8 protein-coding genes are annotated in these 12,176 nt (G+C 73.9%); 7 read left to right on the top strand and 1 reads right to left on the bottom strand.

The features are described 5' to 3' along the window. Positions 1 to 183 precede the first annotated feature (183 nt). Positions 184 to 1,137, bottom strand: a complete 954-nt coding sequence (locus ACWDD9_RS15990; RefSeq protein ID WP_117491420.1) for a Gfo/Idh/MocA family protein — start codon at positions 1,135 to 1,137, stop codon at positions 184 to 186. Between the two features lie 454 nt (positions 1,138 to 1,591). Between ACWDD9_RS15990 and ACWDD9_RS15985 the strand changes: the two genes are divergently transcribed. The 7 genes from ACWDD9_RS15985 to ACWDD9_RS15955 all read left to right on the top strand — a co-directional run bounded on the left by ACWDD9_RS15985 (position 1,592) and on the right by ACWDD9_RS15955 (position 12,134). Further along, positions 1,592 to 2,401 (top strand): 2OG-Fe(II)-dependent halogenase WelO5 family protein, encoded by an 810-nt coding sequence (locus ACWDD9_RS15985; RefSeq protein ID WP_049650437.1) that lies wholly within the window; start codon positions 1,592 to 1,594, stop codon positions 2,399 to 2,401. Between the two features lie 56 nt (positions 2,402 to 2,457). Further along, on the top strand, positions 2,458 to 6,762 hold the full coding sequence (locus ACWDD9_RS15980) for an amino acid adenylation domain-containing protein (protein ID WP_449811854.1): 4,305 nt from the start codon (positions 2,458 to 2,460) through the stop codon (positions 6,760 to 6,762). A 5-nt stretch (positions 6,763 to 6,767) separates the two neighbouring features. Further along, entirely contained in the window at positions 6,768 to 7,550 is a 783-nt protein-coding gene (locus tag ACWDD9_RS15975) for an SDR family oxidoreductase (RefSeq protein WP_234348280.1), read from the top strand. A 97-nt stretch (positions 7,551 to 7,647) separates the two neighbouring features. Beyond that, on the top strand, positions 7,648 to 8,922 hold the full coding sequence (locus tag ACWDD9_RS15970; protein ID WP_049650440.1) for an ATP-grasp domain-containing protein: 1,275 nt from the start codon (positions 7,648 to 7,650) through the stop codon (positions 8,920 to 8,922). Then, positions 8,919 to 10,187 carry an ATP-grasp domain-containing protein gene (locus tag ACWDD9_RS15965; RefSeq protein ID WP_449811853.1) on the top strand — a complete coding sequence of 423 codons (1,269 nt, stop codon included), beginning with the start codon at positions 8,919 to 8,921 and terminating at the stop codon, positions 10,185 to 10,187. The genes ACWDD9_RS15970 and ACWDD9_RS15965 overlap by 4 nt, the downstream gene beginning before the upstream one ends. Further along, a complete protein-coding gene (locus ACWDD9_RS15960; RefSeq protein ID WP_117486674.1) occupies positions 10,172 to 11,398 on the top strand; it encodes an MFS transporter in 1,227 nt (408 codons plus the stop codon). Before ACWDD9_RS15965 ends, ACWDD9_RS15960 begins: the two co-directional genes overlap by 16 nt. 34 nt (positions 11,399 to 11,432) lie before the next feature. After that, a complete protein-coding gene (locus ACWDD9_RS15955) occupies positions 11,433 to 12,134 on the top strand; it encodes an aspartyl/asparaginyl beta-hydroxylase domain-containing protein (RefSeq protein ID WP_049650443.1) in 702 nt (233 codons plus the stop codon). Positions 12,135 to 12,176 lie beyond the last annotated feature (42 nt).

Below are 12,176 nucleotides of genomic sequence, written 5' to 3'. Positions count from 1 at the left end.
ACGGCGGTCCGGGCGGAGGCGCGCGTCGGGCGCGCGCTGCTCGCGTGGCGAAGAAGCGGAGGACGGTCTCCCGCCCCCCGCGGCGCCCCTCAAGATACGCGCGTAGAAAATGCCCCGACAAGACCCCGGCGGTGAACGGACGGTTCCCCGCAGGTGACGTGACGGCCGCTCAGCCCGGGTTTCTCACAGCCCGCTCCCAGCGGACTCCCAGGAAGCCTCGATCCGCTCCACGACCAGCTCGCACAGCTCGTGGGTGCGCAGCGCGTCATGGGCGTCCAGGGTGTGCCCGGCGCGGACGGCCGCCAGGAAGGCGAGCACGCACTGCTCGATGCCGCGCTGACGGGCCACCGGCACCCAGTCGCCGCGGCGGCGGACGGTCGGCTGGCCGCGGTGGTCGACCACCTCGGCCAGGTTGTGCACCTCGCGCTTGGAGTCGCCGCCGGAGACCTCCAGCACCTCCTCGGTGGAGCCGGAGACCCGGTTCATGATGCCGAGGGCGGTGAAGCCCTCGCCGCCGAGGGTGAGCACCACGTGCTCGACCAGCCCGTCCCGGGTGCGGGCGCGGACGTCCACGTGCTCGATCTCGCCGGGGGCCAGGAACCGCAGCACGTCCACGACGTGGATGAAGTCGTCGAACACCAGGGTGCGGGCCGCCTCGGCCAGGCCCTCGCGGTTCTTCTGGAGCACGATCAGGTCGCGCGGGCGCTCCTTGGCCTGGGCGTAGCCGGGCGCGTAGCGGCGGTTGAAGCCGACCATCAGCGAGCGGCCGGTGCGGTCGGCGAGGTCGACCAGGCGGCGGGCGCCGTCCAGGGTGTAGTCGAGCGGCTTGTCGACGTAGACGTCCACCCCGGCGGTGAGCAGCTGCTCGACGATCGGGACGTGCTGGTCGGTGGCGGCGTGCACGAAGGCGGCACGGATGCCGCTGCCGATCAGCGCGCCGAGGTCGGTGAAGCGGTGCTCGGGGGCGATCCGGTGGGTCTCGCCGAGCCGGTCGAGCTTGGCCGCGTCCCGGGTCATCAGCCGCAGGTCCAGCCCGGGCAGCGCGGTGAGCACCGGCAGGTAGGCCTTCTGGGCGATGTCGCCGAGGCCGATCACCCCGACCGGGAGCGGGGCGTCGGCGGCTGGCGTGCTGGTCATGAGGCCTCCCGGCATGCGGACGATCATCGGCGGACCCACCTTACGCACCGGCCGGCCCGGGCACGCCACCGCCCGCCGTCCGGTCCCGTCCGTGAACTGCTGACCATCCGTCACCAGTGGCTGATCACAGCCCCTTCGGACAACATGACATTGTACTGTCACATTGTCTGGGGTACGGTGATCGAGCGCTGACACCGGGGGCCCGGTGTCACGGAACGGAGGGACGCGGCGGAAACCAGGGCTCCGAACGCCCCCGCGGCCGACCGCCCGTTCCACTCCTCGTGCCGCTCCACGCGTCCTCGCGGCCGAGACCCCCGCCGGACGTGTCCGCCGTACCGCTCACGCGTCACGGCACCGCCGGCGGCCCCTCCGACGCCTCCACCGCACCAACGCCCCGCTGAACGCCGGAGGCGCGCGCACAGTCCTGTCCCGTCGCTTTCCCAGGAGCACGCTCATGACCGCCACCGCGCACGTCGTCAGGTCGGCAACGAACGAGATCGCCACCGAACTCACCGCCCGGACCCTGCTCCAGCTGGCCGAGCGCGAGATCGGCGCGATCCACGTACGCGGCTACTACCCCGTCGAGATCGCCGAGCAGGTCGCCCAGAAGGCGATCAACCACCAGGCGCTCGGGCACTACCACAAGCAGTACACCAGCAGTGTCGGACGGGTGTACATGCCGCACATCGACACCAAGTGGGACGCCGAGCTGACGAAGCAGTACCACGACAGCGCCCTGCCGGCCATCGAGGACGTCCGCTCGATGTTCCACCCGTACCTCTCGCCGATCGACCGGGTGCGCCTGGAGCTGCAGGAACTGTGGCCGGCCGGCGCCAACCTGCTGCGGCTGCGCGAGCGGGCCTGCTTCGTCGGCGCCTTCCGCGTCTTCCAGCCCTCGACCTCGAAGTTCTACCCGCACAACGACGCGATCGACCAGGAGACCGACGCCCCAGAAATCGCGGGCGTGCTCAACCAGTTGGTCGCCAACGTCTACCTCCAGGTCCCGAAGAAGGGCGGCGACCTGCACCTCTGGCTGCGCGAGCCGACCCCGGAGGAGACCGCGACGATCCTCGACGTCGAGGGCCTGCAGCCCGACTCCGTGGAGCCCCCGGTCCACGTGATCCACCCCGAGGCCGGCGACCTGATCATCTTCAGCCCCCGGATGCTGCACGCGGTGACCAGCGGCGAGGACGAACACCGGGTCGGCGCGGCCGCGTTCATCGCCACCAAGGGCCCGAAGGAACCGCTCGTCTACTGGAGCTGACGCCGCTCCCGCCACAGCCTTCGAATCGACCGTCGACACGCAGAGAGGACTTCGGCATGCTCCCGGCGCTCGTCCGCGCACACGCGCGAACCCACCCGCATCGAACGGCCGTCGTCGTGGGTCGGGAACGTCTGACCTACGCCCGACTCGCTTCCAGGGCGGACCGTCTGACGGACCTGTTGCGGGCGTCGGGCATCGGTCGCGGCTGTCTGGTCGGCATCCATCTCGACCGCACGGCCGACGCCGTGGTCGCCCAGCTGGCGGTCCTCGGCGCCGGCGCGGCCTTCACCCTCGTCGAGCCCACCGAGCCGGTCGCCGAGGGGGCGAACCGGCTCGCCCTCGCCGCCCCCGACCTCGTGCTCGCCGAGCCGCGCCACCACGGCGAGCTGCGCCGGTCCGGACTGCGGGTGGCGGACGGGCACGAGGCCGGCGGCGGCCTCGTGCCCCCGCCGGCCCCCGCCGGCGGGCCTACGGAACCCGGGCCCGCCGACGACGACACGGCCTACGTGCTCTACACCTCGGGCTCCACCGGGGTGCCCAAGGGCGTGCAGGTCTCGCATGCCAACATCCGGCACTACACCGAGTCCCTGCTCCAGCGGCTCGACATCACCGAACCGCTCTCCTACGCGCACGTCACCACGCTCGCCGCCGATCTCGGCAACACCTGCCTGTTCCTCCCGCTGTGGACCGGCGGCACGCTGCACCTGGTGGACGACGCCACCCGGCGCGACCCGGCGGCGCTCCTGCGCTACCTCCAGGACCACCGGGTGGACGTCCTGAAGACCACCCCCTCGCACTGGAGCGTGGTCTTCCGGGCCTTCGGGCAGGACGGGACGACCCGGCCCGAGCTGCGTTTCCTGCTGCTCGGCGGGGAGTTGCTGGCGCTGCCGCTGGCCCGCCGGATCCTCGACTCCGGTATCACCCGGAACCTCGTCAACCACTACGGGCCCACCGAGGCGACGGTGGGCGTCGCCGCGCACCGGCTGACCGCCGCGAGCGACCTCGACGCCCTCGACGGCGCCTCCGTACCCATCGGCACCGCGCTGGGCCGCACCCGGCTCCTCGTCCGCGCCGACGACGGGACCTTCCACGACCGGGACGCGGTCGGCGAGTTGTACATCGCCGGCCCGTCGGTGGCGCTCGGCTACCGGGACGACCCGCAGGCCACCGCGGCGGCCTTCACGGACGACCTCGCGCGGCTCGACCCGGCCCTCGGACGCGCCTACCGCACCGGCGACCGGGTGCGCGCCGACTCCCGGGGCGTGCTGGAGTTCCTCGGCCGGGGCGACCGGCAGGTCAAGGTCAGCGGGTACCGGATCGAACTCGGCCACGTCGAGGCGGGCCTGCGCCGGCACCCGGCGGTCGCCGACGCGGTGGCCGTCCTGCTCAGCAGGGACCGGGCGATGCTGGTCGCCGCCGTGGTGCCGGCCGCCGACGGCCGTCCGGCGGTCCAACCGGCCGCGCTGCGACGGGAGTTGCGGGAGCTGCTGCCCGCGCACATGGTCCCCGACCGGATCGAGGCCTTCGACGCCTTTCCGCGCAACGCCAACGGGAAGACCGACCAGGCCGCCCTCCGGGAGCTGCTCGAAGCACGGCTCGCCGAGCGCACGCCCCGTCTGTCCGACCCCGCCGCCGACGACGGCGACCCGGTGCTCGCCGACGTCCTCGCCTCCTGGCAACGGCACCTGGGCCACGGCGACTTCGCGGTCGACCAGGACTTCGACCAGGCCGGCGGCAGCTCGATCGACGCCATCCAGGTCATCGCGGACCTCCAGGCCAAGGGCTACCGGGTGTCGGCCGCGGCCTTCCTCGCCGAGCCGACGGCGGCCGCCCTGGCCACCCGGCTGCGGGAGGACCGCGGGGGCGACGACCACGGCCGCGCGTCCGCCGCCCGGGTCGTCGCGGACGACCGTGCGCTCTCCCCCGCCCAGACCTGGTTCTTCCGGCAGGAGTTCGCCCAGCCCGACCACTGGAACCAGGCCCTGCTGCTGGAGACCGACAGCACGCCGCGGCCGGCCGAGCTGGCCGCCGCGGTCGCCGACGTGGTGGGCCTGCACCCCATGCTGCGCACCGCGTTCCGCCCGGGAGCCGACGGCCGGCGGCGCGAACTCGTCGATCCCGCCGACGCGTTCAGCTGGTCCCGGCTGCCCGAGGAGGACGGCCCGGCCGCCCGGACCGTCCGGGACGTCGCGGCCGCCCTCCAGCGGGAGATTCGCATCGCGGACGGCAACCTCTTCAAGGTGCACCTCTTCCTCGGCGACGGCCGGGCCGAACTGCTGCTGATCTGCCACCACCTGGCGATCGACGCGGTCTCCTGGCGCATCGTCGTCAGCGACCTCAGCCGCTGCTACAGCGAGCGGCTGCGCGGCGGCGAGCCCACCACCGCCCCCGGCCCGACCGGCTTCGGCCAGTGGGCCACCCACCTGCGCGACCGGGCCGCGCAACTGCGCGGGGACCTCGCGCACTTCGACTCCCTGGCCCGGCTGCCCGCCGTCGCACCACGGCCCGACGCCCCCGGCGACAACCGCGAGGGCGACGCCCAGGCCCTCTGGTTCCGGCTGTCGCGCGCGCAGAGCGCCGCCCTGACCGAGGCCGCGGCCCGCTCCGGCATCCCCGCCCACGCGGCGCTGCTGGGCGCCTTCGCCCAGGCGCTCACCGAGCAGCTCGGCACGGACGAACTCGTCGCGGACGTGGAGAGCCACGGCCGGATCTGCTTCGACGAGACGCTCGAAGTCTCCCGCGTGGTGGGCTGGTTCACCTCGACGTTCCCCGTCAGCGTGCGCACCGTCGCCGGGGACCTCGCCGCCACCGGCAAGTCCGCGGCGGCGGCCCTGGCCGAGGTACCCGCCCTCGGGGTCGCCTACGGCCTGCACGAGCAGCCGCAGCGGGCCGACGTCTGCTTCAACTACCTCGGCCCGTTCGCCCTGCCCTTCGGCGACGACCTGCACCTGCGGCCCTCGCGCCACCCGGTGGGGCCGGTCCGCGGCCCGGAGAACGACCGCGGCTACGGCCTCAAGCTCACGGCGCGCGTCCACGACGGGCAGCTGGTGGCCGACCTCTCCTACACACCCGCGCGCCACGACCCCGAGCGGATGCTCGACCTGGCCCGCGCCACCCGCGACCACCTGCTGCGCGGCGCGGGGCTCCCGCCCGCCGACGGCCGGTTCGTGCTGGAGTCGGGATCGAGCACCGGGCTCCTCGCCCAGGTGCCGGGCGCCCTGGAGTGCGAGCCGCCCGCCGGGTCCGTCCGCGAGTACGGCACCGTCCTGCTCACCGGCGCGACCGGTTTCATCGGCGCGCACCTGCTCGACCTCCTGCTGACCCGCACCCGGTCGAAGGTGGTCTGCCTGGTGCGCGCGAAGGAGGGCCGGACACCCGCCGAGCGCCTGGCGGACGCCTACGCCTGGTACGTCCCGGACGGTCGCCTCGACCGGTACGCCGACCGGCTCACCGTGCTGGCCGGCGACCTCGCCGAGCCGGACTTCGGCCTCGCCGAGCCGGACTACCGACGGCTGTGCCACGAGGCGGAGGCGCTCTACCACCTGGCCGCCGACACCAGGCTGTTCGGCGACCGCGAGTCCTTCGACCGGCAGAACACCGAGCCGGTGCGGGCGATGATCCGGCTGGCGACCACCGGCCGGCCCAAGGACCTGCACTACGTCTCGACGCTCGCGGTCTGCGGCGGCGGCGCGCCGGGCGAGCCGGCCGTCTTCTCGGAGGACAGCCTGGACATCGGCCAGGAGTTCCTCAACGAGTACGAGCGCAGCAAGTACGACGCCGAGCGCCTCGTGCAGGGCTTCGCCACCCAGGGCGGCAACGCGTTCGTCTACCGCTCCGGCAACGTCAGCGGCCACTCGGCGTCCGGCCGCTTCCAGCGCAACGGCGGCGACAACCGGCTGGTCCAGCTGCTGCGGGCGTCGGTGCGGATCGGCCGGGTGCCCCGGGTCGGCGCCCTGACCCTCGCCCTGAGCCCGGTGGACGTGGTGGCGCGGGGCATCCTGGAGATCTCGCGCAGCGCGCGGGTGCGGGGCGGCACCTTCCACCTCGACACCCACCACGAGGTGTCCTACGAGCGGCTCTTCACGGTCCTGCGCGACCAGGGGTACGCCCTGGCCGAGGACGGGGCGGAAGGCTTCGCGGAGCTGTTCGGCCGCTACCTCGGCGACGGCGGGGAGCAGCTCTCGCTCGCGCACTTCTGGGCTGGCCGACCGGACCGCAACGTGCGGTACGACCACACCCGCACCCGGCGGCTGCTGGCCCGGCTGGGGGTGGAGTTCCCCGAGGTGACGGGCTCCTGGCTGCACGCCTTCTTCACCGGCCTCGGGCAGCAGGGCGAACTCCCCTCCGCGGGCACCAGGTAACCGACATGGACGACAGACAGGGAACAGGCATGGACGAGAAGCGGGTCGCCGTGGTCACCGGGGCCTCCTCCGGAATCGGGCGCGCGATCGCCGCGCGCTTCGCCCGGCAGGGCGTGCGGGTGCTGGCCACCGGCCGCGACGGCAGGAGGCTCGCCGACCTGGCGGCCGAGTCGGACCAGGCCCCGGGGGCGGTCCGGCCCTTCCCGGGCGACGTGACGACGCCCGGGCACGCGCGGGAGCTGCTGGCCGCGGCCGCGGCGGAGTGGGAGGCGGCGAGCATCTTCGTCGCCTGCGCCGGGCACGGCCTGCCGGGCACCGTGCTCGGCTCGGACCCCACCCGCTGGGAGCGGCTGATCGAGGTCAACGTCCTCGCCGTCCTCCACCAGCTCCGGGACGCCGCGGCCGAGTTCGTGCGGCAGGCGGAGCTGGACGGGGGGCGGCGGGTCCGCGACATCGTGGTCATCGGCTCGACCGTCGGACGGCAGGTCTCGGCCGCGAACCCGGTGTACGGGTCGACCAAGTTCGCCGTCCACTCGCTGGTCGAGGCGCTGCGCCAGGAGGTCTGCGCCCACAACGTCCGGGTGACCCTGATCGAGCCCGGTTTCGTCCGCTCGGGCTTCCAGGACGCCGCCGGCTACGACAGCGCGTGGTTCGAGGCGGTCGCCGCCGAGAGCGGGCCGCTGCTGACCCCGGAGGACGTCGCGTCGGTCGTCGAGTTCGCGGTCGGCCGCCCGACCCACGTGCACCTCGACGACATCCGGCTCCGCCCCACCCGTCAGAAGGTCTGAGTGCCCCGCACCCCCCGGAGGAGCACGCCGCGGAGGCTTCCCCGCTGAGGCCGTCCGCCCGGCGGGCTCCGTCCGACCGACATGACGAGGAGGAACGTTGTCACAGCTCAGGCCGGTCGCCGTACTGGTCGACGCCTACACCTCCGGCGGCTACCTGCCACCGGAGTTCACCGCCCTGGGTGCGGACCTGGTGCACGTCCAGAGCACCCCCGGGCTGATGCCCTCCATGCCCGCCCCGGACCTGACCGTCTACCGGGCGAACATCGTCCACGAGGACCTCGACCGGACGGTGGCGGAGCTGGCGCGGTACGCACCGGTGTGCGTGCTCGCCGGACAGGAGCCGGGCGTGCTGCTCGCGGACCGGCTGTCGGAGCGGCTGGGCCTGGCGACCAACGGGACGGAGCTCTCCGAGGCCCGCCGGAACAAGTACCGGATGATCGAGGTGCTCCGCGCCGCCGGCCTGCACTGCGCCGACCAGTTCAAGAGCGGCGACCCGCAGGCCCTGGTGGACTGGGCGCAGCGCGCCGGGCGCTATCCGGTGGTCGTCAAGCCGCTCGACTCCGCCGCCGGCGACGGGGTCGTCGTCTGCGCCGACGCCGAGCAGGTGCGGTCCGCGGCGAAGGCCGTCCTGGACACCGAGACGATCTACGGCTCGCCCAACCGCGAGGCGCTCGTCCAGTCCTACCTGGAGGGGACGGAGTACGTCGTCGACATGGTCTCCCACGAGGGCCGGCGCTACGTGTGCGGCGTGTGGGAGTACCAGAAGCGCCTGCTGCCCTCGGGCCGCAACATCTACGACCGCGAGCGCCTGCTGTCGCCGGCCGAGCCGCCGGCGGCCGAGCTGACCGACTACGTGGACCGGGCGCTCGCCGCGCTGGGGGTCCGCCACGGGCCGAGCCATGCCGAGGTGATCGTCACCGCCGACGGGCCGGCGCTGGTGGAGGTCGGCTCGCGGATCGCCGGGAACATGCACCCCGGGTTCCACGACCGCTGCACCGGCGCCAACCAGGCGACGCTCAGCGCGCTCGCGTACCTGCGGCCCGAACGGTTCGCCGCCGAGTACGCGGGCCGCGGCTACCACAAGTTCGAGGAGGCCGTCTGCTGCACGACCTCCACCACGCTGTCGGGCGTGGTCGAGAGCGTCGACGAGCGTGCGGTGCGGCGGATCGCCGGGCTGGAGAGCGTGTTCGGCCTGAACCTGAAGCTCGGGCCCGGGGACCGGATCCGGCCGACCGTCGACCTCTACTCCAGCACGCTCAGGATCTTCCAGTGCGCCGGGACCGCGGACGCGATCCACCGCGACCACCGGCGCATCGAGGAGCTCAAGGACCAGGTCTACCGGTTGTCCGACACAGAGTCAGGTGAGAGATGAGCACCGTCGTCGTCGCTGTCGTCCCGGGCGCGGCCGTCGGCCCCGCCGCCATCGCCGCGGCGGTCCGGGCCCGCGGCCTCCGCCCGGTCTTCGTGGCCGTCGCCGGCGCCCTGGGGGCGCCGGAGCGGGCGGCGTACGAGGGGTTCGGGCCGGTCGTCGAGTGCGAGCCCGACGCGCCGGAGCCGGCGCTGGCCCTGCTGCGTCCCCACCGGCCCTGCGGCATCACCACGTTCAGCGAGCCGCTGGTCCCGCTGACCGCGCGGCTCGGCGACGGGCTGGGGCTGCTGTTCCACGAGGCCGAGACGGTCACCTTGCTCACCGACAAGCGGGCGCAGCGCGGACGGCTGGCGCGAGCCGGTGTGGACGCCGTCCGGTCGATCCCGGTGACGAGCCGGGAGGAGGCCCTGGCGGCGGTACGGGAACTGGCCGGTCCGGTGGTCGTCAAGCCGGTCCACAGCCACAGCAGCCGCGACACCCACCTGGTGGCGGACGCCGAGGGCTACCCCGCGGAGCTGACGCCCACCGCCGAGCGCCCGTTCGTGGTCGAGGAGTACCTGCGCGGCCGGGACGAGGGCGATTTCGGCGACTACGTGTCCGTGGAGTCGCTCGTCGCCGACGACGCGGTCCACACGCTCGGCGTCACCGGCAAGTTCCCGCTGCTCGACCCGTTCCGCGAGCAGGGCCAGTTCTTCCCCTCCCAGCTGTCCCCCGCCGAGAGCGGCGAGGTCGCCCGGCTGGCCACCGAGGCGGCCCGCGCCCTCGGCATCCGGCGGGGCCTGGTGCACACCGAGATCAAGCTCACCGCGCGGGGCCCGCGGATCATCGAGGTCAACGGGCGGCTCGGCGCCTTCATCGCCGACCTGCACCGGCGGACCACCGGCCTGGACCTGCTGGAGCTGGGCATCGCGGTGGCCTGCGGACAGCCGGTCCAACCGTCGGCACCCGCCCCCGGGGACGTCGCCTTCCAGTACTGGAACCTGCCGCCGCTGGCCGGCGGCGCGCTCCGCCGGGTGGACGGGGTGCGGGAGGCCGAACGGGAGCCGGGCCTCGTCGACTACGTCACCCGGGTGCCGGTGGGCAGCGAACTCGAACCGAGCGTGATGACGATGCGGCTGGACTTCCTGCGCGGCGGCGCGGCGGACCACGCGGCGATGCTCCGGGCCCTGGACCGCTGCCTGGCCCCGCTGCGGTTCACCTTCGGGCAGCCGGACGGCACGGCCCGTACCTGGCAGGCCTCCCGGGGCGGGCTGTGCTCGCCCGCGTAGCGGCGGCGGCCCGGGTCAGGCCGCCCGAGCGGACCGGTGCGCTGCTCTCGGCCACCCTCGTGCTGTCCGTCGGCAAGGGGGCCTTCCTCGCCACCGTGATGGTCTACCTGCTGCAGATCGTCGGGCTGACGCCGCTGCTCGCGACGGCCGGCCTGACGCTCTGGGGGGCGGCCTCGGCGGCGGTGGCGGTCCCGACCGGCCTGCTCGTCGACCGGGGCCGGGGCCGCGCCGTCGGCAGCGTCGCCGCCGTCTGCGCGGCGCTGCTGGTCCCGCTCTCGGCCCGGGTCCACACGCCGTGGGCCCTGCTGCTCGTGCTCTGCGTGGCCGGGGGCTTCGACAGCGCGGGCAACGTGGTCCGCCGCGCGATGCTGGCCGGCGCCGGAGGCGACAGCGTCAAGGCGCTCGCCTGGGCGCGCACGGTCACCAACATCGGGTTCGCCCTCGGCGCGCTGTGCTCCGTACGGCTGCTGGCCTCCCGTTCGCCGTCCGCCTACGAGACCGCCTACCTGCTGATCGGCGGCGGCTACCTCGTCATGGCGGCGTGCTTCGCCACCACCTCGCTCGGCGCCGGCCGGCGCGGCTCCCCCTCCGTCCGCGCACCGGGGGTGGTCGGCGCGCGGAGTCTGCGCACCGGCGGCGCACTGGCCGCGGCGACCGGGATCCTGACGGTCCACACGACGCTGCTCAGCACCGTGCTGCCGCTCTGGGTCACCCGGCACGCCTCGGTGCCGGTGTCCGTGCTGGGCTGGCTGGTGATGCTCAACTCGCTGATCGCCGTGGGCGGTCAGCTGGCCGTGAGCAGGCGCGCGGCGACGCGCGAGGGAGCGCTGCGCTGCTTCCGGAACTCCGCGGTGTGGACCGCGGGTTGCTGCCTGCTGCTCGGCCTGGTCCGGTTCGCGCCGACCGGCTGGCAGGTGGTCCTGCTCGTCGCGGCCACGATCGCGCTGACCGGCGGCGAACTGCTGGAGGCCGCGGGCGAGTGGGGCCTGTCCGCCGTGCTCGCGGCGGCCGACGAGCACGGCTTCTACCAGAGCGCCTGCGTCCTCGGCGAGACCACCCAGGGCGCGGCCGGCCCGCTGCTCGTCGCCGGCCTGGTCACCGCCGCGCCGGTCGCGGGCTGGATCGTCCTGGTGGCGGTGCTCGGAGCCGGCCGGTACATCGCCGGGTTCACCACGCCGCCACCCCACCAAGCCATCGCCATCGACTCATGACACGTCTCAGGACACACGGAATCGGGAGCGGACGATGAAAGGCTCACCCAGCGTCAACCACCCGCGTTTTCGGGCCGTCACCAACTGGATCTTCCTGCGCGGTGCGGGCGGCGAGGGCCGCCCGCGGATCATCCCCCCGCGCACGGTCTTTCCCGAGGTACGCGCCCTGGAGGCCGTCTACCCCGCCGTCCGGGCGGAGGTGGACGCGCTCCTGAGCCGCACGAGCATCCCGACCTACGGGACCTTCGACCCCGTGCGCGCGGCCCAGGTCTCGGAGGACTGGCGCCTCTACTACGCCTACATGTACGGCCGGCCCAACGAGCTGGCCAGGAAGGACTGCCCGGCGCTGCTCGACTTCGCGATGTCCACGCCCAACGTGGTCAACGCGTTCATCTCGATCCTGGACCCGGGCGTCGGCCTGCCGGCCCACCGGGACCCGTACGCCGGTGTGCTGCGCTACCACCTCGGCCTGCGGATCCCGAAGGACAACCCGCCGCGGATCAGGCTCGACCGCGACTACTACACCTGGCGGGAGGGCGAGGGAACGGTCCTGGACGTCTCGTTCGAGCACGAGGTGGAGAACCACAGCGACGAGCCCAGGGTCATCGTGATCGTCGACTTCCGCCGCCCGATGGGGCCGTTCGCCGATCTGCTCAACCGGTACTGCCTGCGCCTGAAGCAGAAGTGGGCCCCGCAGTTCGTCGAGGCCTCGAAGTACGACGTGATGCACAGCTGAGCGGCTGGCGGCGGCGCCGCGGGTGCGGGGCGTCGGCCTGGC

It is taken from the genome of Kitasatospora sp. NPDC001119, from assembly GCF_053598475.1.
This window is presented reverse-complemented; position numbering and strand designations above follow the sequence as displayed.

Coding starts and splice junctions, on each gene's coding strand:
- ACWDD9_RS15990 (WP_117491420.1), bottom strand. CDS start 1,137: ATGACCAGCACGCCAGCCGCCGACGCCCCGCTCCCGGTCGGGGTGATC.
- ACWDD9_RS15985 (WP_049650437.1), top strand. CDS start 1,592: ATGACCGCCACCGCGCACGTCGTCAGGTCGGCAACGAACGAGATCGCC.
- ACWDD9_RS15980 (WP_449811854.1), top strand. CDS start 2,458: ATGCTCCCGGCGCTCGTCCGCGCACACGCGCGAACCCACCCGCATCGA.
- ACWDD9_RS15975 (WP_234348280.1), top strand. CDS start 6,768: ATGGACGACAGACAGGGAACAGGCATGGACGAGAAGCGGGTCGCCGTG.
- ACWDD9_RS15965 (WP_449811853.1), top strand. CDS start 8,919: ATGAGCACCGTCGTCGTCGCTGTCGTCCCGGGCGCGGCCGTCGGCCCC.
- ACWDD9_RS15955 (WP_049650443.1), top strand. CDS start 11,433: ATGAAAGGCTCACCCAGCGTCAACCACCCGCGTTTTCGGGCCGTCACC.